18 protein-coding genes, 1 other RNA gene and 1 pseudogene are annotated in these 23,970 nt (G+C 66.2%); 18 read left to right on the top strand and 2 right to left on the bottom strand.

What is annotated here, in order from left to right:
- Positions 1–7 precede the first annotated feature (7 nt).
- The 10 genes from fliG (at position 8) to fliP (ending at position 8,046) form a co-directional block, all read left to right on the top strand.
- A complete protein-coding gene (gene fliG / locus ACZZ0O_RS16375; protein WP_055854507.1) occupies positions 8–997 on the top strand; it encodes a flagellar motor switch protein FliG in 990 nt (329 codons plus the stop codon).
- Positions 994–1,614, top strand: a complete 621-nt coding sequence (locus ACZZ0O_RS16370; protein WP_055854509.1) for a FliH/SctL family protein — start codon at positions 994–996, stop codon at positions 1,612–1,614. The genes fliG and ACZZ0O_RS16370 overlap by 4 nt, the downstream gene beginning before the upstream one ends.
- The gene (gene fliI / locus ACZZ0O_RS16365; RefSeq protein ID WP_005997126.1) at positions 1,611–2,987 is read left to right on the top strand and encodes a flagellar protein export ATPase FliI; all 1,377 of its coding nucleotides are present in this window, start codon (positions 1,611–1,613) and stop codon (positions 2,985–2,987) included. Before ACZZ0O_RS16370 ends, fliI begins: the two co-directional genes overlap by 4 nt.
- 3 nt (positions 2,988–2,990) lie before the next feature.
- Complete coding sequence (gene fliJ, locus ACZZ0O_RS16360) at positions 2,991–3,446, top strand: flagellar export protein FliJ (protein WP_115512919.1); 456 nt, start codon at positions 2,991–2,993, stop codon at positions 3,444–3,446.
- Complete coding sequence (locus tag ACZZ0O_RS16355; RefSeq protein WP_463591282.1) at positions 3,443–4,720, top strand: flagellar hook-length control protein FliK; 1,278 nt, start codon at positions 3,443–3,445, stop codon at positions 4,718–4,720. Before fliJ ends, ACZZ0O_RS16355 begins: the two co-directional genes overlap by 4 nt.
- A 165-nt stretch (positions 4,721–4,885) precedes the next feature.
- Positions 4,886–5,437: a flagellar basal body-associated FliL family protein gene (locus ACZZ0O_RS16350; protein WP_193552442.1), complete on the top strand. Its 552-nt coding sequence runs from the start codon at positions 4,886–4,888 to the stop codon at positions 5,435–5,437.
- A gap of 9 nt (positions 5,438–5,446) precedes the next feature.
- Positions 5,447–6,460 (top strand): flagellar motor switch protein FliM, encoded by a 1,014-nt coding sequence (gene fliM / locus ACZZ0O_RS16345; RefSeq protein ID WP_463591281.1) that lies wholly within the window; start codon positions 5,447–5,449, stop codon positions 6,458–6,460.
- A complete protein-coding gene (fliN, locus tag ACZZ0O_RS16340) occupies positions 6,457–6,795 on the top strand; it encodes a flagellar motor switch protein FliN (RefSeq protein WP_055854516.1) in 339 nt (112 codons plus the stop codon). Before fliM ends, fliN begins: the two co-directional genes overlap by 4 nt.
- Entirely contained in the window at positions 6,792–7,199 is a 408-nt protein-coding gene (gene fliO / locus ACZZ0O_RS16335) for a flagellar biosynthetic protein FliO (protein WP_323522988.1), read from the top strand. The genes fliN and fliO overlap by 4 nt, the downstream gene beginning before the upstream one ends.
- A gap of 1 nt (position 7,200) precedes the next feature.
- Entirely contained in the window at positions 7,201–8,046 is an 846-nt protein-coding gene (fliP, locus tag ACZZ0O_RS16330; protein WP_055854522.1) for a flagellar type III secretion system pore protein FliP, read from the top strand.
- A gap of 606 nt (positions 8,047–8,652) precedes the next feature.
- Here the strand turns inward: fliP and ACZZ0O_RS16325 are convergent.
- On the bottom strand, positions 8,653–8,964 hold the full coding sequence (locus ACZZ0O_RS16325; RefSeq protein ID WP_463602894.1) for a hypothetical protein: 312 nt from the start codon (positions 8,962–8,964) through the stop codon (positions 8,653–8,655).
- A gap of 66 nt (positions 8,965–9,030) precedes the next feature.
- Here ACZZ0O_RS16325 and ACZZ0O_RS16320 point away from each other — a divergent pair, with 66 nt between their 5' ends.
- From ACZZ0O_RS16320 to ACZZ0O_RS16300, 5 genes are all read left to right on the top strand, one after another.
- Positions 9,031–9,300 carry a flagellar biosynthetic protein FliQ gene (locus ACZZ0O_RS16320; RefSeq protein WP_055854528.1) on the top strand — a complete coding sequence of 90 codons (270 nt, stop codon included), beginning with the start codon at positions 9,031–9,033 and terminating at the stop codon, positions 9,298–9,300.
- A gap of 13 nt (positions 9,301–9,313) precedes the next feature.
- Positions 9,314–10,105, top strand: a complete 792-nt coding sequence (gene fliR / locus ACZZ0O_RS16315) for a flagellar biosynthetic protein FliR (protein ID WP_005996206.1) — start codon at positions 9,314–9,316, stop codon at positions 10,103–10,105.
- 92 nt (positions 10,106–10,197) lie between these two features.
- Entirely contained in the window at positions 10,198–13,164 is a 2,967-nt protein-coding gene (locus ACZZ0O_RS16310) for a ligand-binding sensor domain-containing diguanylate cyclase (protein WP_463591280.1), read from the top strand.
- Positions 13,165–13,676: 512 nt separating this feature from the next.
- Positions 13,677–16,598: a diguanylate cyclase domain-containing protein gene (locus ACZZ0O_RS16305; RefSeq protein WP_463591279.1), complete on the top strand. Its 2,922-nt coding sequence runs from the start codon at positions 13,677–13,679 to the stop codon at positions 16,596–16,598.
- A 93-nt stretch (positions 16,599–16,691) separates the two neighbouring features.
- Positions 16,692–18,779, top strand: a complete 2,088-nt coding sequence (locus ACZZ0O_RS16300; protein ID WP_463591278.1) for a putative bifunctional diguanylate cyclase/phosphodiesterase — start codon at positions 16,692–16,694, stop codon at positions 18,777–18,779.
- A gap of 182 nt (positions 18,780–18,961) precedes the next feature.
- Here ACZZ0O_RS16300 and ACZZ0O_RS16295 read toward each other — a convergent pair.
- Positions 18,962–19,255: pseudogene (locus ACZZ0O_RS16295) on the bottom strand (hypothetical protein); the annotation flags it as partial.
- 35 nt (positions 19,256–19,290) lie between these two features.
- Between ACZZ0O_RS16295 and ACZZ0O_RS16290 the strand changes: the two are divergent.
- The 3 genes from ACZZ0O_RS16290 (at position 19,291) to flhA (ending at position 22,868) form a co-directional block, all read left to right on the top strand.
- A non-coding RNA gene (locus tag ACZZ0O_RS16290) (sX9 sRNA) lies at positions 19,291–19,366 on the top strand.
- Between the two features lie 281 nt (positions 19,367–19,647).
- Positions 19,648–20,778 carry a flagellar biosynthesis protein FlhB gene (gene flhB / locus ACZZ0O_RS16285; protein WP_055854538.1) on the top strand — a complete coding sequence of 377 codons (1,131 nt, stop codon included), beginning with the start codon at positions 19,648–19,650 and terminating at the stop codon, positions 20,776–20,778.
- Complete coding sequence (gene flhA / locus ACZZ0O_RS16280; protein WP_055854540.1) at positions 20,775–22,868, top strand: flagellar biosynthesis protein FlhA; 2,094 nt, start codon at positions 20,775–20,777, stop codon at positions 22,866–22,868. The genes flhB and flhA overlap by 4 nt, the downstream gene beginning before the upstream one ends.
- The last annotated feature ends 1,102 nt before the right edge of the window (positions 22,869–23,970 follow it).

The following is a 23,970-nucleotide window of genomic DNA, read 5'->3' as shown; positions in this document are numbered from 1 at the left end:
ACAACCGATGACTGGAGTGCAGCGCGCCGCGGTGCTGTTGCTGTCGCTGGGTGAAAGCGATGCTGCCGAAGTGCTCAAGCATATGGACCCCAAGGAAGTGCAGAAGATCGGCATCGCCATGGCCACCATGACCGGCATCTCGCGCGATCAGGTCGAAAAGGTGATGGACGACTTCAACGGCGAACTGGCCGGCAAGACCTCGCTGGGCGTGGGCGCCGACGACTACATCCGTAACGTGCTGATCCAGGCGCTGGGCGCCGACAAGGCCGGCGGCCTGATCGACCGCATCCTGCTGGGCCGCAACACCACCGGCCTGGATACCCTGAAATGGATGGACCCGCGCGCGGTCGCCGACCTGGTGCGCAACGAACACCCGCAGATCATCGCCATCGTGATGGCGCATCTGGATAGCGACCAGGCCGCAGAGGCGCTGAAGCTGCTGCCCGAGCGCACCCGCGCCGACGTACTGCTGCGCATCGCCACCCTGGACGGCATCCCGCCGAATGCGCTGAGCGAGCTCAACGACATCATGGAGCGCCAATTTGCCGGCAACCAGAACCTGAAGTCGTCCAACGTGGGCGGCATCAAGGTGGCGGCCAACATCCTCAACTTCCTGGACACCGGCCCGGAACAAGGCGTGCTGGGCGAGATCGGCAAGATCGACGCCGACCTGGCCAGCAAGATCCAGGACCTGATGTTCGTATTCGACAACCTGGTGGACCTGGACGACCGCGGCCTGCAGACGCTGCTGCGCGAAGTCTCCGGCGAGCGCCTGGGCCTGGCCCTGCGCGGTGCCGACACCAAGGTGCGCGAAAAGATCACCCGCAACATGTCCCAGCGCGCTGCCGAGATCCTGATCGAAGATATGGAAGCGCGTGGCCCGGTGCGCCTGGCCGACGTGGAAGCGGCGCAGAAGGAAATCCTCACCATCGTCCGCCGCCTGGCTGACGAAGGCGCAATCAGCCTCGGCGGCGCCGGTGCGGAGGCCATGGTATGAACGACGTGGTCACCCGCTGGCTGGCCCCCGACCTGCACATGGCCCTGGCCGCGCCGGAACCGGAGTTCGACGAACCTGCCGTATACGAGCCGGTGCTGCGCCCGCCGACCCTGGAAGAAATCCAGGCCATCGAAGACGCCGCCCAGCAGGAAGGCTTTGCCCGCGGCCATGCCGAAGGCTTTGCCCAGGGCCAGTCCGAAGTGCGCCGTTTGACCGCGCAGATCGACGGCATCCTGGACAACTTCACCCGCCCGCTGGCGCGACTGGAAAACGAAGTGGTCGGCGCGCTCGGCGAGCTGGCCGTGCGCATCGCCGGCCAGCTGGTCGGGCGTGCCTACCAGGTCGAACCGCAACTGCTGGCCGACCTGGTCGGCGAGGCCGTGGATGCGGTCGGCGGCGCCGGCCGCGAGGTCGAAGTGCGCCTGCACCCGGACGACATCACCGCGCTGCTGCCGCATCTGGCGCCCAGCAGCACCACCCGCGTGGCCCCGGACATGAGCCTGAGCCGCGGCGACCTGCGCGTACATGCCGAAAGCGTACGCGTGGACGGCACCCTGGAAGCGCGCCTGCGGGCCGCGCTGGAGACAGTCATGCGCAAATCCGGAGCGGGCCTGTGAGCGCCCTGTTCGGTGCCACCCCGGCCGATTGGCTGGATGCACGCAATCTGCGCCTGGCCACCCGCCTGGGCACGCTTGGCCTGGAACCCACCGCCGGCCGCACCCTGATCCGCGAAGGCATCCTGCGCCGCGCCGTCGGCCTGACCCTGGAAGCCACCGGCTGCGAAGCGCCGATGGGCGCCACCTGCAAGGTCGAAGTCGATGGCGGCTGGGTGGATGCCGAAGTGGTCGGCTTTGCCGGCGAACGTACCTATCTGATGCCCAGCGCCGAACTGCACGGCCTGCTGCCCAATGCCCGCGTGGTGCCCTCGCGGCGCCGCGGCGGCGTGGAAGTGGGCGAAGGCCTGCTCGGCCGCGTTATCGACAGCGATGGCACCCCGCTGGACGGCAAGGGCCCGATCCGCGGCGAAGGCAGCGTCAGCATGGCCGGCATGTCGATCAACCCGCTGGCTCGCGAGCCCATCACCACCTCGCTGGATGTGGGCGTGCGCGCCATCAACGCCATGCTGCCGATCGGCCGTGGTCAGCGCGTGGGCCTGTTCGCCGGCTCCGGTGTCGGTAAATCGACGCTGCTGGGCATGATGACCCGCTTCACCTCCGCCGACGTCATCGTGGTCGGCCTGATCGGCGAACGTGGCCGCGAAGTGCGCGATTTCGTCGAAACCACCCTGGGCGAAGAAGGCCTGCGCCGCGCCGTGGTCGTGGCCGCCCCGGCCGACCGCCCGCCGCTGGCGCGCCTGCATGGCGCCTACCGCGCCACGGCGATTGCCGAATGGTTCCGCGACCAGGGTTTGAACGTGTTGTTGCTGATGGATTCGCTGACCCGCTTCGCCCAGGCGCAGCGCGAGATCGGCCTGTCGGTCGGCGAGCCGCCCACCACCCGCGGCTACCCGCCGTCGGTGTTCGCCAAATTGCCGGCGCTGGTGGAACGTGCCGGCAACGGCGCCAAGGGCCGCGGCTCGATCACCGCCTTCTACACCGTGCTGACCGAAGGCGACGACCCGCAGGACCCGATTGCCGACGCCGCCCGCGCCATTCTGGACGGCCATATCTTGTTGTCGCGTCGGGTTGCCGACAGCGGCCTGTACCCGGCCATCGACCTGGAGTCGTCGGTCAGCCGCGTGGTGCAGGACATCGCCGACGAACCCTGGCGCCTGCGTATCCGCAAGCTCAAGCGCCTGCTCTCTGCCTACACCGCCAACCGCGACCTGATCGCCATCGGCGCCTACCAGCGCGGCAGCGACCCGGCCACCGACGAAGCATTGGCGCGCTGGCCGGAGATCGTCGAATTCCTTGGCCAGGACGTCCACAAGGCATCGCTGCTGAGCGATAGCCTGTCCGCGCTGCAGCAGCTGGTGGAACCCGAGAACTAATCCATGATGCAGTCCAAGCGAATCGATCCCCTGCTACGGCGGGCACAGGAACAGGAAGACAAGGTCGCCCGCGATCTGGCCGAGCGCCAGCGCACCCTGGAGACCCATCAGTCGCGCCTGGAAGAACTGCGCCGCTACGCCGAGGAATACGCCAACAGCCAGATGGCTGGCACCAGTGCGGTGGCGCTGAGCAACCGCCGCGCCTTTCTGGATCGGCTCGACAGCGCCGTGCTGCAGCAGGCTCAGACCGTGGAAAGCAATATCGCCAAGGTCGAATCCGAGCGCACCCGCCTGCTGCTGGCCAGCCGCGAGAAGCAGGTGCTGGAGCAACTGGCCGCCAGCTACCGCGCCCAGGAAAACAAGGTGATCGAACGTCGCGACCAGCGCGAGATGGACGATCTTGGCGCACGCCGCTCGCGCCTGGCGCGGGCCGAAGATACTCACGGAGAATCCGTATGAACCCCCTGTCCGCGTTTGCGGCCGGCCTTGGCGCGCTTGCCAGCACTGGCAAGAAGTCCAGCTACAGCGACCCGTCGTCCGAACAGGACCCGGCGCAGGACCAGTTTGCGCGCATGCTCAATCCGGCCAATACGCCTAACCACGCCCCGCAGCAGGCGCCCGAGCGCGTGCCGGCCAAGCAGCCCGCTGCCAAATCCAGCCAGCCCGACAAGAACCGCGGCGACGACGAGCAGAACGATGACGCGCCCGGCGATGCGACCAAGCGCCCGCGCGCCCAGGACGGCGATACCAAGTCTGCGCAGCCCGCCAAGGAACCGACGGCCAAGGACAGCACTACCGCCACCGCAACCGGCAAGAGCGCAACCGCCAGCAAGGACAGCAAGGACGCCCCCACCGATGCCGCCGCGCCGACCGAGGCCGGCTGGCCGCCAGCGGGGCTCGGCGGTTTTGGCATGAGCCTGCTGACCCAGGCGGTACCGGGCGGCGATGTGCTCGCCGCCGCTGCCGCCGCACTGGCCGCCAGTATGGCCAATGCGGCCGGCGCCACGCCGACCGCAACCGCACTGCCGACCGACGCCACCGCACCCACAGCCACTGCTGCCGCAACCGCCACGAGCGCCCTGCCCGCCCTGGGTGCGCTCGCGCCGGCTGCTGCCGCAGGCGCCAAGCCCACCTCGACCACTGCAGTCAGCGGCGATGCGCAAGCCGCCGCGCTGATGAGCATGGCGGTCAAGGCGCTGGACCCGGCCGACGACACCGCCGCAACAGACGCGCCGGATGCCCCGGCGTTTGTGTTGCCGACCGCCGCGCCTACGCTTACCCGCCTGCAGGACCCGGCGCCGATCTTCGCCGCCTCGCCCACCCCGACCCCGGAGATGGGCAGCGACACCTTCGACGATGCCATCGGCGCCCGCCTGAGCTGGCTGGCCGACCAAAAGATCGGCCACGCGCACATCAAGGTCACCCCGAACGAGATGGGCCCTGTCGAAGTGCGTCTGCATCTGGACGGCGACAAGGTCAACGCCAGCTTCACCGCCGCCAACGCCGACACCCGTCAGGCCTTGGAACAGAGCCTGCCGCGGTTACGCGAAATGCTTGGCCAGAACGGTTTCCAGCTGGGCCAGGCCGATGTCAGCCAGCAACAGCAGAGCCAGACCGGCAACCGCAACGGCGGTGGGCGCGATGGCAACGGCCTCACCCTGGACGACAGCCCGCCCGTCGGAATTCCGTCGGTGGTGTTACGCCAGCGTGGATTGCTGGACGCCTACGCCTAAGCCAGCGCGCCGGATTCACCCGGCGCGCTGCACAAACGCGCGCCGCACCGACGCTGCGGCCATCCCAACCCCCACGCGGCGCAAGGCTCGTGGGGGTTTTTGTGCATGCGCGCCTGCAGTGCCAGGAAACCGTCGCGGTTTTGGCATGCCAATTGCATCCATTGGATGAGCATTCTCCTGGAGCAGAACGTGGCAGCGGCCAAGAAACCTGAAAAGACCGAAAAGACCGAAGAGAAAGACGAGAAGAAGAAAGGCGGCAAAAAGCCTCTTCTGCTGATCGCCATCGGCGTGGTCGTGCTGGCAGCGGCCGGCGGCGGCGCGTGGTTCTTTCTGGGCCACAAGGGCGATGAAAAAGGCGGCAAGCACGCCGCGCCCAAGGTCGCCGAAGTGCCCAAGCCGGCGCAGTATTTTCCGATGGACCCGGCGATCGTGGTCAACCTGGCCGACCCCGGCGACGGCCCGCAGTACCTGCAGGTCGAAGTGCAGCTGGTTACCCGCGACCCGGAAGAACTCAAGCTCATCACCGAAAACGCGCCGGCCATCCGCGCACACCTGTTGATGCTGCTGTCGCAGACCAAGGCCACCGATGTGGCCGATCTGCCCGGCAAGCAGAAGCTGCAGAAGGCCGCGCTGACCGAAGCGCAAAAGGTCATGACCAGCGAAACCGGCAAGAAGTGCGTCGAAGAATTGCTGTTCACCAGTTTCGTTACCCAGTAAGGCCTGCCCATGAGCGTCAGTGATCTGCTTTCCCAGGACGAGATCGATGCCCTGCTGCATGGCGTGGATTCCGGTGCGGTCAATACCGAGCCGGAGCCGTTGCCTGGCGAGGCGCGGCAATACGATCTGTCCAGCCAGGACCGCATCATCCGTGGGCGCATGCCGACCCTGGAGATGGTCAATGAGCGCTTTGCGCGGCTGTGGCGCATCGGCCTGTTCAACCTGATCCGGCGCTCGGCCGACCTGTCGGTGCGCGGCATCGACCTGGTCAAGTTCAACGAGTACATGCACTCGCTGTACGTGCCGACCAACCTCAACCTGATCCGCTTCAAACCGCTGCGCGGCACCGGCCTGATCGTGTTCGAACCCACGCTGGTGTTCACCGTGGTGGATAACTTCTTCGGTGGCGATGGCCGCTACCACACCCGCATCGAAGGCCGCGAATTCACCGCCACCGAGATGCGCGTGATCCAGCTGATGCTCAAGCAGACCTTTGCCGATCTGAAGGAAGCCTGGGCGCCGGTGATGGAGGTGGACTTCGAGTACATCAACTCCGAGATCAACCCGCACTTCGCCAACATCGTCACCCCGCGCGAGTACGTGGTGGTGTGCCGCTTCCATGTGGAGCTGGAAGGCGGCGGTGGCGAGATCCACATCACCCTGCCGTATTCGATGCTGGAACCGATCCGCGAGCTGCTCGATGCCGGCATCCAGAGCGACCGCAACGACCGCGACGACTCCTGGAACGTGATGCTGCGCGAGCAGCTCAACACCGCCGAGGTGACGCTGTCGAGCGTGCTGGCCAGCAAGCGCATGAGCCTGCGCCAGCTCACCGGCTTGAAGGTTGGCGACATCCTGCCGATCGACCTGCCCGCACAGGTGCCGCTGTGCGTGGAAGAAATCCCCATGTTCACCGGCGAATTCGGGGTCTCCAACGGCAACAACGCCGTGAAGATCACCGCCGTCCGCCCGCCCGGCGTGCAAGCCCCGCGTGCCGTTCCATCCCAGGACTCCAGCAAATGATGAACTCCGACATCCTCGACGCCGCGCCCGCCACCTTCGACAACCTGCAGGCCGAGCACGACCACAACGCCACCGACCTCAATCTGGACGTCATCCTGGACGTGCCGGTGACGCTGTCGCTGGAAGTGGGCCGCGCCCGCATCCCGATCCGCAACCTGCTGCAGCTCAATCAGGGCTCGGTGGTGGAACTGGAACGCGGCGCCGGCGAACCGCTGGACGTGTACGTCAACGGCACCCTGATCGCGCATGGCGAAGTAGTGGTGATCAACGACCGCTTCGGCATCCGCCTGACCGACGTGGTCAGCCCCAGCGAACGGATCCGGAGGCTGCGGTGATCGGCCTGCTGGCTGCCGCCGCGCCTGTCGCGGCCAAGGCCACCCAGGTCGGCGCGCACGCGCCATCCTCGCCCAGCCTGTTTGGCGCGGTCTTTGCATTGCTGTTGGTGCTCGCGCTGATCGTCGGCCTGGGCTGGTTGCTCAAGCGCATGCCCGGCAGCGGTTTTCGCAACAGCGAGGGCCTGCGCGTGGTGACCAGCTTGGCGGTGGGTGCCAAGGAACGCGTGGTGGTGGTGGAGGTGAACGGCCAGCAGCTGCTGCTGGGCGTCACCGCCGGCGGCATCAGCACCTTGCACACCTTGTCCGAACCGCTGCCGCCCACGCCTGCACCCACCCTGCCCAATTTCAAGCAACTCCCCAATTTCGCCCAGCTGCTCGCTCAGAAGCTGCGCAAGGATCCGTGACATGTTCAGTTGTTGGAATCGCTGGGGGCGCAGCCTCCGCCTGATCTTGATCCTGCTGGTGATGAGCTGCCCGCTGCTGGCCGCCGCCACGCCAGCCGCGTTGCCGTCGATGGCGCAGGCCGCCGCGCCCGCTGCCGCACCGGCCGCGGTGCCACCCGGCTCCAACCAGTTACCGACCCTGCCGAACGTGAGCGTCGGCCGCATCGGCGACCAGCCGGTGAGCCTGCCGCTGCAAACCTTGCTGCTGATGACGGCGATCACCCTGCTGCCGTCGATGCTGCTGGTGCTCACCGCCTTTACCCGCATCACCATCGTGCTGGGCCTGCTGCGCCAGGCACTGGGCACCGGCCAGACTCCGTCCAATCAGGTGCTGCTGGGCCTGGCGATGTTTCTGACCGCCCTGGTGATGATGCCGGTGTGGCAAAAGATGTGGGGCGCCGGCCTGCAGCCGTACCTCAACAACCAGATCGACTTTTCCACTGCCTGGACCCTGACCACCCAGCCGCTGCGCGCCTTCATGCTGGCGCAGATCCGCGAAACCGATCTGATGACCTTCGCGGGCATGGCCGGCGACGGCAAGTACGCCGGCCCGGACGCGGTGCCGTTCCCGGTGCTGGTGGCGTCGTTTGTGACCAGCGAGCTGAAGACGGCATTCGAGATCGGGTTCTTGATCTTCATTCCGTTCGTGATCATCGATCTGGTGGTGGCGAGCGTGTTGATGTCGATGGGCATGATGATGCTGTCGCCGATGTTGATCTCTGCGCCGTTCAAGATTCTGTTGTTCGTGCTGGTGGATGGGTGGGTGTTGGTGGTGGGGACGCTGGCTGCGAGCTTTAATGCGTCGTAGGTGTAGGCGCGCGTTGCGCGCGCGGTAGCACTCCCCCCAGCTGACTGAGTTTTGTTAAAGCGTCGGCACAGCACAGCTGTATCACTCAAGCATCTGCGCCGCTTTCCTCTTTCCGCTTTCCGCCTTTTGCCTTTTGCTTTGTATTTCGCTCCGGCTTCCAGCTTCTCCGGGGCCCCATACCGCAGCGGCAGGCCATCCGGGGCAAACCCCGCAGGGGCGGCGCGCATGGATGCGCGACGTTTTTCAAAGGGACATGGACGTCCCTTTGAAAAATTCCCGGATGGCATGCGGACCTGGAGCGCGTAGCGCGGAAGGCGCGAGGACGGGGTGTGCTTTCTTTTGGTTACTTTTCTTTGCACAAGCAAAGAAAAGTGACTCGCGCCCGTAAGGCGTGAAAGCATTTGATCTACTGTTCCGATATCAAAGCAAGCGCACAAGCACAAGCAAGTGCAGAGCTTTCGGCCCCCTTCGGGGGTCGAGTTACTTTCTTTGCTTGTGCAAAGAAAGTAACCAAAGAAACACACCCCCGTCCTCGCGCCCCTCCGCGCCAAGGCGCTGCGGGTAAGCAAGCCGGGTAGAAATTTTTGTAAGGGACATCCATGTCCCTTACAAAAACGTCGCGCATCCATGCGCGCCGCCCTGCGGGTTGTATCTACCCGGCTTGCCGCTGCGGTATGGGGGATAGGAAGCCAACGGCAAAAGGCGAAGGCGAAGGCGAAGCTCAAAACCATAGCCAAAACCAAGCCAAGCCAACGTCCACAGCGACAGCGACAGCGACAGCGACAGCGACAGCGACAGCGACAGCGACAGCGACAGCGACAGCGACAGCGACAGCGACAGCGACAGCGACAGCGACAGCGACAGCGACAGCGACAGCGACAGACAGTGCAACACGAGGCAACTCACATCCCCGTTCACCAACGAATCCCCACTCCCTAATCCCCAATCCCGCCCTTTGGCACCGCACTTGCATCAGCACTCCCCATGAGCCCTGAAATCGCCCTGACTGAATTACGTGGTGGCCTGGTCACCGTCCTGTGGATTGCCGGACCGATGTTGCTGGCAGTGTTGGTCGTCGGTGTCGTCATTGGCGTGGTGCAGGCCGCCACCCAATTGAATGAGCCCACCATCGGCTTCGTGGCCAAGGCCGTGGCGTTGACCGCGACCCTGTTTGCCACCGGCAGCATGCTGCTGGGGCATCTGGTGGAGTTCACCATTGCGCTGTTCCAGCGCATTCCGCATTTGATCGGCTAGCGGACCAGACCGGATGGATTCCGCTACCCAGATGGTGATCGACGGCCAGCGCGCGTTTGCGATGGTCGGGGCGATCATGTGGACCATGCTGCGCACCGGCGCGCTGCTCACGGCCATGCCGTTGATCGGCACGCGTGCGGTGCCCGGGCGGGTGCGGGTGATGCTGGCCGGGACCTTGTCGATGGTGCTGGCGCCGATCCTGCCGCCGGTACCGGAATGGGATGGCTTTACGGCGCAGGCGGTGCTGAGCATCGCGCGTGAGCTGGCCGTGGGCGCAAGCATGGGCTTCATGCTGAAGCTGATCTTCGAGGCGGGCGCGCTGGCCGGCGAGTTGGTGTCGCAGTCCACCGGCCTGTCGTTTGCGCAGATGTCCGACCCGATGCGCGGGGTGACCTCCGGCGTGATCGCGCAGTGGTTCTATATCGGATTCGGCTTGCTGTTCTTTGCGGCCAACGGGCACCTGGCAGTGATTTCGCTGCTGGTGGACAGCTACAAGGCGCTGCCGATCGGCACAGCCATTCCCGACGCCCGCGCGTTCGCGGAGGTGGCGCCCACCTTGTTCCTGCAGATCATGCGCGGCGGGCTGACCCTGGCCTTGCCGATGATGGTGGCGATGCTGGCGGTCAACCTGGCTTTCGGTGCCTTGGCCAAGGCGGCGCCGGCATTGAACCCGATGCAACTTGGCTTGCCGTTGACGGTCTTACTGGGGCTGTTCCTGCTGTCCAGCTTTGCAAGCGAGTTCGCGCCACCGGTGCAGCGCATGTTCGATACCGCCTTTGACTCCGCCAGAGAACTGACGGGTTAAGCGTACGGACGCTCAAGTTTTGCACCTGTTCGCCGTCAACGCTGAGGACGATTGGCCCGTTCAATCGCACGCCCCCCTTTCCGCGAAAGCCGATGCCCAACGTGTCTGCGCTGTTCGTTTCACCTGGTACGCACGGCAAGGCGCTGCGTCGTCTGGCAACGCTGTGTCTGCTCGGATGGCTGATCGCAGGCAGCGCATGGGCGAAAACCTATAGCTTTCGCGATTACGCACAGGCCGATGGCCTGCAGGGTATGACCGTCAACAGCCTGCTCGAAGATCGACAGGGTGTGGTCTGGGTCGGCACCGAACTGGCATTGCATCGCTTCGAACGCGAACAATTCATCCCGGTCGGCCAGGAAAGCGGCCTGGACGCGCGCTACATCCGCGCGTTGACGCTGGATGCGCGCGGGCGCTTGTGGGTGGCCAGCGCCAATGGCGTGTTCGTGCGCAATGGCACGACCTTCAGCCCGGTGCTGCATGACGGCGCACCGATCCGTGCCGACAGCGGCAATGTGATCGCCGCGTACGCGGGTGGCGTGGTGGTGGTCAGCGAAAATCAGCTGTTGCACCTGACGCCGACCAAGCCAGGCGGCTGGAGCGCCCGGGTGCTGCCGTTGCGCCTGGACGACGGCACCACCCTGCCCGCCGGGAAAGCCTTGCTTGCCGATGGCAGCGCGCTGTGGGCCAGTTGCGGAAAACGCGTCTGCCGCATCGATGCCGACGGACGCATCACGCAGTTGGGCGATGCCGACGGTGTGCCGGAACGGCAATGGCGCGCGGTGTTCCGCGACCATCGAGGCGACCTGTGGCTGCGCGGTGGCGGCATGGTGATGTCGCGCGCAGCAGGCGAGCGCGTGTTCCGCGACCATGCGCCTCCAGCCGGCAGCAGGTTCGACACCTTGGCTGGCGCAACCACCTTGTCGGAGGATGCGCAGGGCCGCCTCATTACCCGCTCCGACCGCGGAATGGTGCGCTGGGAAGGCGATCACTGGCACTATTTCGGGCACGACCAGGGGCTGTCGATCAGCCCGATGGTGGGCCCGTTGATGATGCAAAGCACCGGCCAGCTATGGATCGGCACGCGCGGGCTGGGGGTGCAGCGCTGGCTGGGCTACGGCAACATCGAGCATTGGGACGAAAGCCAGGGCCTGGCCGAATCGCCGACCTGGGCCATCCAGCGGCTGCCAAGTGGTGAGCTGCTGGTAGGCGGCGATGCCGGCTCCAATGTGCTGGATCCACGGACCGGGCGCATGCAGCCGTGGACACTCGCCAACGGCGAGCCATTGCTGCAATCGATCTCCATCGCGCTGTCGCCGAAGGATGGCGCGGCCTGGGTGGCGCGCTCGTCGGGCGCCCTCTCCCGTCGCGACCCGCAGACGGGCAAGACCTTCGACGTGCTGCAGCTTGGGCTGCCCACCAACAAGCTGTTGTTCGATTCGGGTGGCGTGCTGTGGGTCACCACGCCGCGTGGCTTGTACTCCGTCCCGCCCGAGCTGCCGTTGCAGGCCAAGCGCGAAGAGGCCGTGCCGGCGGCGTTCGTGGGCGATATCGATGTGGATCGTCAGGGGCGACTGTGGGCCAGTACCCGCAAAGGGCTGTATCGCCAGGAAAAAAATGGCCGCTGGCTGCAGGTGGAGGTGCACGGCAACCTGCCCAGCCACGATTACTTCCTGCTGGATTTTTCGGCCGACGGCCAGCTCTGGCTGTCCTTGCGCGACACCGGGCTCTGGCATGGCGCCGTGCAGAACGCGGCGACGGTCACGCTGACCGCAGTCAACGACCCGCTGGTGTCGCGCGTGATGCCGTTCATCCTCTCTCACGACAGCAAGGGGCGCTTGTGGCTGGGCAGCAGCCAGGGCCTGGACCTGCTGGAGAATGGGCACTGGTCGCGCACCACGCGCAGCGAGGGCCTGTTGTGGGACGACGTGTCTGCCAATGCGCTGTTCGAGGACGTCGATGGCAGCGTGTGGCTCGGCAGCAGCCGCGGGTTGACCCACCTGATCGATCCGTCACGTGTGTTCGCGTCGCCGCCGCTCCGGGTGGAAGTGCTGCGCGTGCGGCGTGGCGAACAGACCCTTGCCGCCGGTGCGCAGGTGCCCTGGTCGCAGGTTCCGCTGGACGTGGATCTGAGCACGCCCGGCGCCGAAGGCGGCCCGGACCGCATCAGCTTCCGCTACCGCGTGGAAGGCCACCAGGCCAGCTGGACCAGCACCTCGCTCAGCCACATCACCTATCCGCTGCTGCCGCCCGGCCGCTATGCGCTGGAGGTGCAGGCAGTGGACGCCGGCCAGCGCAGTGCCAGCCCGATCACACGGTTCGCCTTTGCGCTCAGTCCGCCCTGGTGGCGCAGCATTCCCGCCTTGATCGCCTATGTGTTGCTGGCGATCGCCGCGGTGATTGCGCTGTTGCGCTGGCGCACCGCCAAACTGCTGCGGCGCAAGCGCGAGCTGGAACAACTGGTTGCCGAGCGCACTGCCGAGCTGGAACAGGACAAGCGCGACCTGGAATCGGCACGTGCCGAACTTGCCCTCAAGGCCACCCACGACGAACTCACCGGCCTGCTCAATCGCGCCGGCATCCTTGCCGCGTTACGCAACATGCTGCTGCGGGCCGATGCGACGGCGCGACCGCTGGCGGTGGTGTTGATCGATCTGGATCATTTCAAACTGGTCAACGATCAGCACGGGCATCTGGCCGGCGATGCGGTGCTGGCCGGGGTCGGTCGCCGGCTGGATACGCTGGTGCGTGGCGACGACCGTATCGGCCGTTACGGCGGCGAAGAATTGCTGGCGCTGCTGCCGGGGCTGACGCACGAAGCCACGCACCGACTGGACGCGCTGCATCGTGGTATCTGCGGCGATTACCCCATCGATGGCGGCTGGCTGCACGTCACCTGTTCGATCGGCGTGGCGTGGTTTATGCCCGGCGAAACCCTCGAGCAATTGTTGGCGCGCGCCGATGCCGCGCTGTATAGCGCCAAACGCCGCGGACGCAATTGCATCGATTACGACGCTGGCCACCTCATTGCGCTTGCAGTACCCGACAATCGCGCCGACTGATCGCCGCGCGCGGGCCACCACCGCACGTAGATACAGCGATGTTGGCGGTGGCAAAGCATCCGCACCCATCCAGCGAATGCAGCAGCGAATGCCAGCACTACCTGCAGATAAGCGCGGTCGCGGCCGCCGCACTCTCTGGATCGAACACCGGTGTTGGTCGCAGTCTCGGCCGATCCAGCGCATCCATGTGTGGCAGTGCAGCAGTCGCGCCCGCTCGATCGTGCCAGCATCGATTGCCACGTGACGCACGCTGGCGAGCACGCGTAGCGCGCAACACTCAACCTGTCGATAACACCAAACCGTAGTCTTTGCATGCCACACGCCCCTCCCAGACTGCAGTCGTGCTTGCTGGCAGCTGCACAATGCGCAAGGGTGGTGTCCTAAAGTAAAGCGCGTGAACAGCCGCTAGTCGATATAACGCGGCCTGCTATGGGGGCTGCCAATGGCAAGCGTGAGACACCGCGCGAGGGGCGCGGACCGCACGCACCGATGCGTGGGAGATTGCAACGCTCGTGGGGTTCTTGCACCGCCAAGGGAGGTCGTCAGGCCGAGGGGCATCGTTTGCTGCGATGCTGCTGCTGGCGTTGCTGTCGTTTGCCGATCTGGCCAGCGCACAGAGCGCCAGCATCCGTCGCTATGCCCACGACCAGGGCCTGCTCGGTCTTGCCGGTACTTGCCTGTTGCAGACCCGCAGCACCTTGATGTGGGTGTGCACCGAGAGCGGGCTGTATCGCTACAACGGCCGCATCTTTCAACAGGTGATGCTGGACGGCCTGCGCAACGAACCGATTACTTCGATCAGCGAAGCGCCCGATGGGCGTCTGTGGGTCGCCGGCTTCCAGGCGTTGTTCGTCGGCGACGAGCATGGCTTTCGCAAACTCGCGCGCGATGAAGCCGAGCACCTGCAGGAAGGCCTGCTGCTTGCCAGCCCTGCATGGGGCACGGTGATCGCCAATGGCGGCGAACTGGAAGTGCTGCGCGCACGCAGCAACGGCCGTTGGCATAGCGAGTATCTGCTGGACACCGCCACGCGCGTGCGCCTGCCCGATCTCTCCAAAGTACTGAGCCTGTCGGTGGAAGGCGACACGTTGTGGGTCGGCTGCGGACGCAAGCTGTGCGCCATCGATGCGCAACGCAAGGTACAGGTCTACGGGCCCGACGAGGGCGTGCCGGTCGATCGCTGGTACAGCGTGTTGCGCGACAACGACGGCGGGCTGTGGGCGCGTGGTGCCGGCACCCTGCTCTACCGCGCACCAGGTGCGAGCCGGTTCAGCGTGCGGCCGTTGCCGCTGCTCGACAGCAACACGGTCGGGCAACAGGCGCCGTTGGTGATGGACCGCGAAGGGCGTGTGCTGGTGCGCCGCAACGACGGTCTGGCGCGCTGGGAAAATGGCGCATGGCGCAGCTTCGGCACCGAGAACGGGCTGCCGCCCGGCAGCAGCGACGCGATCGTGGTGGACCGCGACGGCGACGTCTGGATGACCGTGGATGGCGAAGGCCTGGTGCGCTGGGCCGGCTACGAATGGATCGAAAACTGGGACGCCTCGCAAGGGATGCCGGCCCCATCCACCTGGTCCATCGCACGCGATGCGCAGAACGCACTGCTGGTCGGCAACGAGCACGGCGTAGGCCGTCAGGCCCGACCTGGCGAGCGGTTTGTGCCGGCCCTGCCGCAGGCGGGCATCCAGATCGTCGGCTTGGCGCGCACTACCGACGGCAGCGTGTGGACGCTCAATTCTGCCGGCTTCGTGCGCCGCAACTGGCCGGACGGACGCAGCGCCGAGGCCGGCAAACTTCCGCGTACCGGACGGCGCCTTTATAACGACCGTCAAGGGCGCCTGTGGATTCTCACCCTCGGCGGACTGTTCGTGATCGAGCGCCCGCTGGACGGCGGCACCTTGCAGCCTGTCGCCGACATGCCTGCGATCGCCTACACCGATATCCAGCAGACCGCAGACGGCACTCTGTGGGTCTCCAGTGCCAACGGGCTGTTTCGCCTGCAGGGCGAGCGCTGGTCCAAGGTCAAGGTCAAGGTCAACGGCGGCGACTCTGATCCGTGGATCAGCAAGTTCCATATCAGCGACAGCGGCGAGGTGTGGCTGGCGTTCTATCGCCCCGGCCTGTGGCACGGCATGTTGCTCGGCGATGGTCTGGACCTGCAGGCGATCAACGACGAAGCGCTGCGCGACGCGGGTGTGTACCTGATGCGCAGCGACAGCCTGGGCCGGGTGTGGGTGGGCCACGCACGCGGCGTGGAGGTCTATAACGGCGAGCGCTGGGCGCATCTGTCGCAGTCGCAGGGCCTGATCTGGGACGACATCTCCGAAGCCGCATTCTTTGAAGATCCCGACGGCTCGGTGTGGATCGGCACCGCGCGCGGTGTCAGCCACCTGGCGGATCCGGCGCGCCTGTTCGACGAGCGCCAGCCCAGCGTGCGCATCGACAGCGTCAGTCGCGGCGGCGTGCCGATACGCGCCGGGCAACTGCTGGCCTGGAGCGACACGCCGTTGCATATCGAGTTGTCGACGATGGAGGTCTACGACGACCCCAGCCGGCTGACCGTGCGCTATCGCGTGCGTGGCCTGCACAACGAATGGATCGAGAGCGACGATCTGTCGATCGACCAACCGCCGCTGCCGTCCGGGCATTTCCGCCTGCAGGTGCAGCTGCTGGACCGCTATCGGCGCACCGCATCGCCGGTGGTGGATCTGGCATTTGCAGTAGCGCCGTTGTGGTGGCGCAGCCCGCCGGCGATTGCGCTGTATGTCTTGATCGGCGGCGGCTTGCTGATCGGCCTGTGGAGCTGGCGGCACCGCCATCTGGTGGCGCGCGAGCGCATGCTGGCCGAGCTGGTAGCCGAACGCACCTATCAACTGGAGCGCGAAAAACGCGACCTGGAAAGCGCCCGCGCGGCGTTGGCTTTGAAGGCCAGCCACGACGCGCTCACCGGCCTGCTCAACCGCTCCGGCATTCTCGACGCCATGACCGAAGAGCTGCAGGCCTGCGCGCATGCCGAGCACGCGTTGGCGGTGGTGCTGATCGATCTGGATCACTTCAAGCAAGTCAACGACGAACACGGCCATCTGGCTGGCGACGCGGTGCTGGCCAAGGTGGGCGCACGGCTCACCGCCTGCCTGCGCGACTCGGACAAGGTGGGCCGCTACGGTGGCGAAGAACTGTTGTTGCTGCTGCCCGGCATGACCCGTCAGAGCCAGCACCGGCTGCGCGCCATCCACGAAGCGATCAGCCTGCCGCTGTACGACGTCGGTGCCGCGCGGCCACTGCAGGTGACCTGCTCGATCGGCGTGGCGTGGTTTCGCATCGGCGACACCGCCGCCACGCTGCTGGCACGTGCGGACGAGGCCTTGTATCGGGCCAAGGGCCACGGCCGCAATCGCATCGAACCGGAAGAACCCGAGGTTTCGGTCGCCTGATCCACTGCGCTGCGCCATTGCGTGCTCAAGAACGCGCGCAGCGGGTCGCTAGCTCCTTGAGCAAGCGCGTCTTTCGACGTCGGAACTGGATGGGTGGTCGCAACCTACAACCTTGGCATGGTGCTGTTGTCGCTGGTGGTGGCCGTGTTGGCCTCCTATACCGCGCTGCATCTGGCCGCCCGCATGACCGCCAGCCGTGGCGGCATCGCCGCCGCATGGCTGGTGGGCGGCGCCATCGCGATGGGCATCGGCATCTGGTCGATGCACTTCGTCGGCATGCTGGCCTTCCAGCTGCCGATTCCGCTGGGCTACGACGTGGCGCTGACCGCCTACTCGATGCTGGCGGCCATCCTGGCCTCGGCGCTGGCGCTGTGGCTGACCTCGCAACCGCAACTGCCCTGGCCGCGGCTGGGCCTGGGCGCGGTGCTGATGGGGTTGGGCATCGCGCTGATGCACTACATCGGCATGAGCGCGCTGCGCATGTCGCCTGCCATCACCTATGACCCGGCGCTGTTCGCGCTGTCGGTGGCGATCGCCATCGGTGCGTCTGCCGCCGCGCTGTGGATCGCGTTCCGGTTGCGTCACGATGGCCGCCGCTACAGCCTGCGCATGATTGCCGCCTTTATCATGGGCGTGGCGATCGTCGGCATGCATTACACCGGCATGGCTGCCGCGCAATTCGCACCTGGCAGCATCTGCGGCGCGGCCGCCGGAGCGCACCTGCCGTTGTCGTGGCTGACCGCGGTGGTGGTAGCGGTCACGTTGGGCCTGCTGATCCTGGCGCTGGTGATTTCGGTGCTGTCGCGCCGCCATCAGCAGCACACCGAAGTGCTGGCGCAATCGCTGGCGCAGGCCAACGCCGATCTGGCGCTGGCCGCCCTGCACGACCCGCTCACCCGCCTGCCCAACCGGGTGCTGCTGCACGAGCACGTGCTGCAGAACATCGAGCGCGCGCAACGCGATGGGCAGCGCTTTGCGGTGATGCTGATCAACCTGGACGGCTTCAAGGTGGTCAACGACGGCTACGGCCACCGGGTCGGCGATCAATTGCTGGTGGTGGTGGCCGAACGCCTGAGCGCGCATCGGCGTGCGCACGGCAGCCTGGCGCGGCTGGGCGCGGATGAGTTCGTGCTGGTGGCCGATATCGCCGACCCGGAAGATGCGGCGGCCATCGCCGGGCATCTGGTGCAGGCGTTGGCGGTGCCGTTTCTGGTCGGCGATCAAGAGCTGCGCCTGAGCAGCAGCATCGGGATTGCACTGTATCCGGAAGATGCCGGCAGCGAGCACCAGCTGATGACGCACGCCGATGCGGCGATGGGCCATGCCAAGCAGGCCGGGCGCAATCGCTACCGCTTCTTCGAGCGCGCGATGACCGACACCACCCGCGAGCGCCTGCAACTGCTGCAGGATCTGCCGCGCGCCCTGGAATCGGGCCAGTTCGTGCTGCACTACCAGCCCAAATACTGCGCCGACGACGGCCGCCCGATCGGCGCCGAGGCGCTGATCCGCTGGCAGCATCCAGAACGCGGCCTGGTGCCGCCGGACAGCTTCATTCCGCTGGCCGAACGCAGCGGCATGATCGGCCCGCTCGGCAGCTGGGTGCTGCAGCAGGCGTGCCGGCAGATGCGCGCGTGGCGCGACGACGGCCACGGCGACTGGCGAGTGGCGGTGAACCTGTCGGCCACCCAGCTCGCCTCGCCCAGCCTGCTCGACGAAGTGGCCACCACCCTGGCCGAGCATACGATCGCCCCCGGCCAGCTCACCCTGGAAATCACCGAAACCATGGCCATGCGCGATGCCGAGGCCTGCCTGCGCACGCTTGGCCAGCTCAATGCACTGGGCGTGCGCATTGCCATCGACGATTTCGGCACCGGCTATTCCAACCTGCTCTACCTGCGCAAGCTGCCCGCGCACGAGCTCAAGATTGATCGCAGCTTCGTGCAGGCCATGGACAGCGGCGCCGAAGATATCGCCATCGTCGCCGCCGTCGTGGCGCTGGCCCACACCATGCGCTTGCAGGTGGTGGCCGAGGGCGTAGAAACCGCCGCCCAGCGCAACACCCTGGAACGGCTGGGCTGCGACCAGCTGCAGGGCTATCTGCTGGGCCGGCCGATGGAAGCCGACCGCTTCATTGCAGTGGTCGTCGCCCAACGCGACGGCCCGCGTCGCCTGGCCAGCTGAGCAACAAACGACGTCGAACGACTCCCGGCCCAGCCGTCATGCTCAACGACTCCCAGCCAGGCCGAGCACCAGCCTGGACGTGGAGCGGCTGACAGCACGTAGCGAGCGTTTGCCGGGCAGTGAGCGCAGTGGCTTTGTCGGCCGCATCCTGCGGTCACAGGCCCAGGCCAAGCGCCGAGTAGGTCGAGTGCGCGGTGCCCTCGCCGTTCGCGGGACACGCCGTGAACCCGTCCCTGGGGGCTCGATGGCGGCATCCATGCCGCCAACGGTCCCGCAAGCGGCGAGGACACCGCGCCAGACAGCCGGCTGGTGACTTTGAAGAATAGAAGGCACTGCGCCAGACCGCTGCTGGTTGCGTGGTGAAAGCTCAGCACAGCGACTAGCGTGACTGGTCCTTGCCCGCTCACCGTCGCGGGACCCTTTGCGGCATGGATGCTACCAAGGAGCTTGGAGCAGCTAACAAAACTACTGTGCAGCCGCCAGGCGGGCGCGGCCGGTGCTCGGAATCGGCATGTACCACCCGTACACTCCGGTTCCTCCGCGCCGTCCACACCCACCTGACGACTGCTCGCTACGTTTTGTTTGCCGCGCTTACATGGACGTACTTGCAGCGTGTCCTGCGATAGTGGGCAAGCAAGGACACTGCAGCCAAGTAGCAGATCAGCCGGCCTGCACGAGAGTGACGTCACGCAGTTTTGTTCGCCGCGCTTTTGTAGACCGACGGGCTGCCCTCGCCCCTCACCGTCGCCACACCCCTCCAGCAGCTCAACGCGCGGCCACTGCTTTTCCGATTCCCCAATCCCGATTCCCGCTCCGAAACTGGAACGCCGCTTGCATGAGACCAGGCTGATCCCCCACCGGCACCTTCATGTCCGAGTCCGACGACGGCGGCGAGCGTACAGAGCTTCCCACCGAAAAACGCCTGCGCGAAGCACGTGAGCAGGGCAACATCCCGCAATCGCGAGAGTTGTCCACCGCGGCGGTGTTCGGCGCTGGCGTGTTCGGGTTGATGGCACTGGCCGGCGGCATCGGCGATGGCGCGGCGGTGTGGATGAAGACCGCGCTCAGCCCCGACCCGAGGATGCGCGAGAACCCGATGGCGCTGTTCGGCCACTTCGGCGACCTGCTGATGCAGCTGCTGTGGGTGATGCTGCCGCTGATCGGGATCTGCCTGCTGGCCGGGCTGGCCGGCCCGCTGCTGATGAGCGGCCTGCATTTTTCCAGCAAGGCCATCATGCCCGACCTCACCAAGCTCAACCCGGCCAGCGGGATCAAGCGCATGTGGGGCAGCAACAGCCTGGCCGAGCTGGTCAAGTCGATCCTGCGCCTGCTGTTCGTCGGTCTGGCGGCCTGGCTGTGCATCTCCAAGAACCTGCACGGCCTGCGCTCGCTGGTGAATCAGCCGCTGGAACAGGCCATCAGCAACGGCCTGCATTTCACCAAGAGCCTGCTGTTCTACACCGCCGGCGCGCTGGTGCTGCTGGCCGCCATCGACGCGCCGTACCAGAAGTGGAATTGGATGCGGAAGCTCAAGATGACGCGCGAAGAGATCAAGCGCGAGATGAAAGAAAGCGAGGGCAGCCCCGAAGTGAAGGGCCGCATCCGCCAGATGCAGATGCAGATGTCGCAGCGCCAGATGATGGAAGCGGTGCCCAAGGCCGACGTGGTGCTGATGAACCCGACCCACTACGCGGTGGCGCTCAAATACGAAGGCGGCAAGATGCGCGCCCCGATCGTGGTGGCCAAAGGCGTGGACGAAATGGCCTTCCGCATCCGCGAAGCCTGCGAACAACACCGGGTGGCGATCGTCACCGCACCGCCTTTGGCACGCGCCTTGTATAGGGAAGCTCAAATCGGCAAGGAAATTCCCGTGAGACTCTATTCGGTCGTGGCCCAGGTACTCTCTTACGTCTACCAGTTACGCGGCTGGAACGGCGGCCCGATGCCGGAATTGCCCTCGCTGGACGTGGATGAGTTCGGCAAGGGAGCCAGCGCATGAGCGCCCAACCTACCCCGCTGAATGCCCGTCGCGTCATGGAGTTGCTGCGCAACGGCCTGGGTGCGCCGCTGGCGCTGATGGCCATGCTGGCCATGCTGATGGTGCCGCTGGCCGCACCAGTGCTGGATGCGCTGTTCACCTTCAACATCGCCATCTCGCTGATGGTGCTGCTGGCGGTGATCTATGTGCAGCGCCCGCTGGAATTCACCATTTTCCCGATCGTGCTGCTGATGACCACGATGCTGCGGCTGGCGCTGAACGTCGCCTCCAGCCGCGTGATCCTGATCAACGGCCAGGACGGCCACGCCGCAGCCGGCAAGGTGATCGAGGCCTTCGGCCAGTTCGTGATCGGCGGCAACTACGCCGTGGGTATCGTGGTGTTCGCGATCCTGACCATCATCAACTTCGTGGTCATCACCAAGGGTGCCGGGCGCGTGTCGGAAGTGACCGCCCGCTTCATCCTGGACGCCATGCCCGGCAAGCAGATGGCCATCGACGCCGACCTCAACGCCGGTTTGCTGACGCGTGAAGAAGCCAAGGCCCGCCGCGAAGAGGTCCGCGAAGAAGCCGACTTCTACGGCGCAATGGACGGTGCCAACAAGTTCATCCGCGGCGACGCCATCGCCGCCATCATGATCCTGTTCATCAACCTCATCGGCGGCATGGCGGTGGGCATGTTCCAGCACGACATGAGCTTCGTGGATGCCGCGTCCACCTACACCCTGCTGTCGATCGGCGACGGTCTGGTGGCGCAGCTGCCAGCCCTGCTGGTGTCGTCTTCGGTCGCCTTGCTGGTGACCCGCGCCTCGCGGGCGCAGGACATGCGCGGCGCCATGATCAGCCAGGTGTTCGGCCAGCACCGCGCACTCGCGGTGGCCGCCGCCATCCTGGGCCTGGTCGGCTTGGTGCCGGGCATGCCGAACGTCGCGTTTTTGACGCTCGGCCTGATCCTGGGCGTGATCGCCTGGAAAATGTACAAGCGCAGCCTGGTGGTCGCCCCGACCGGCGACCCCGCCAGCGATCCCAAGGCCGCCGCCGCAGCCGCCACCGCGCAGGCCAGCGCCGAACTGAGCTGGGACGAACTGCGCCCGATCGACCCGCTGGGCCTGGAAGTGGGCTACCGGCTGATCCCGCTGGTGGACAAGCACCAGGGCGGCGAATTGATGGCGCGTATCAAGGGCGTGCGCCGCAAGCTCACCCAGGACATCGGTTTCCTGGTGCCGCCGGTGCATATCCGCGACAACCTGGAACTGTCGGCCAACGCCTATCGCCTGCTGGTGCATGGTGTGCCGGTGGCCACCGCCGAGATCTACCCCGACCGCGAGCTGGCGCTGGACCCGGGCGGTGCGCTCGGCCAGCTGGACGGCATCCCCGGCAAGGATCCGGCGTTCGGCCTGGATGCCACCTGGATCCAACCGCATCAGCGCTCCTACGCCGAATCGATGGGCTACACCGTGGTCGACCCGGCCACCGTGGTGGCCACGCATCTGTCGCACCTGATCCGCGAACACGCCCCGGAGCTGCTCGGCCACGAAGAAGTGCAGCAGTTGCTGGCCACCCTGGCCAAGACCGCGCCGAAGATGGTCGAAGACCTCACCCCGAAGGCGCTGCCGCTGTCGGTGGTGGTGCGCGTGCTGCAGAACCTGCTGATCGAGCGGATCCCGGTGCGTCAACTGCGCAAGATCGTCGAAGCGCTGGTCGAGCACGCCCCGCAGAGCCAGGACCCGGCCACCCTCACCGCCGCGGTACGCACCTCGCTGGGCCGCTTCATCGTGCAGGAGATCGCCGGCATGTCCGCCGAACTGCCGGTATTCACCCTGGCCCCGCAGCTGGAGCGCGTGTTGCAGGAATCCACCCACGGTAACGGTGTGGCGCTGGAGCCCGGTCTGGCCGAGCGCCTGCACCAGAGCCTGGCCGATTGCGTCGGCAAGCAGGAAGCCCGCAACGAACCGGCCGTGGTCCTGGTGCCCGGCACCGTCCGCGCCGCCCTGGCCCGCCTGGTCCGCCACAGCGTCCCGAGCCTGTCGGTGCTGGCGTATAGCGAAGTGCCGGAAGACAAACGCCTGAAGCTGGTCGGCACCATTAGCTAAGACGAACGCACACCGTCATCGCCCCCATTCCGTAGGCGCGCACCCGGGCGCGACAGCCTTACCGGGACAGCCCCATCGCGCCCAGGTGCGCTCCTACGACGTACCGGGTAATCCGACAACGCGGGTGAGCTTTGATCCAGAAGGGTCAACCGCTGGGATGCGAGATCCCAAGAAGACAGCACAGCTCGGACTGGACAACGTCGCCGACACCGCGTGTGTAGGAGCGCACCCGGGCGCGAGGGCTTTACCGGGAAAGCCCCATCGCGCCCAGGTGCGCTCCTACGGCGTACTGGGTCATCCGACAACGCGGGTGAGCTTTGATCCAGAAGGGTTAACCGCTGGGATGCGAGATCCCAAGAAGACAGCACAGCTCGGACTGGACAACGTCGCCGACACCGCTTGTGTAGGAGCGCAACCGGGCGCGAGGGATTTACCGGGACAGCCCCGTCGCGCCCAGGTGCGCTCCTAAGATGCAGCGTGCACCCTGACCAGGCGCAGTTGACCCCGCTCTGCATGCTCAACCGCGGCAACGCGCGATGTCTTGGACGACGACCTACCACTAAGCAACATCGTGGCCCCCTTTCCGTAGGAGCGCACGCGGGCGCGACGGGCTTCACCGATACAGCCCATCGCGCCCAGGTGCGCTCCTACGACTGCATCGGCGCTCCGGTATAGCCCGACAGCCTCTATCGCGTCCTCCAGCAATCGCCGCAGGGCGGCCACCAACCGCCAACGCCAGGCGCCGGAAATCCGCCACTCGGCAAAATCCCAATCGATTGCATGCCACCGACCCTGGGAAGCACGACGAGCACGGCGCTGCTGCGGTTCGCGCGGGCGTTCAATGCGCTCCAACAGACGCGATCTGCGCAGCCGTCCAACACAGGGACGCCGCCGCACCGGCACCCAATGCCGTCGAAAAATTCAATCAGAACATCCACTTAGCGCAGCAAGCCCGGCTCGGCGTCAGTACCTAGTCTCCTCCGCGCGCACCCCGCACCCACTCGCCAAAAACCCAGCACCGCCGTTTTGGCACGCCGCGTGCATTAGCTCTGGCGAGACCGCAGACAGCACCACCGCTGCGGGGCGGATGGCAGGACTTGGA

This window comes from Xanthomonas sp. AC360, from assembly GCF_979258225.1.
The sequence above is the reverse complement of the archived record's forward strand: the minus strand, read 5'-3'. Positions and strand labels throughout refer to the sequence as shown.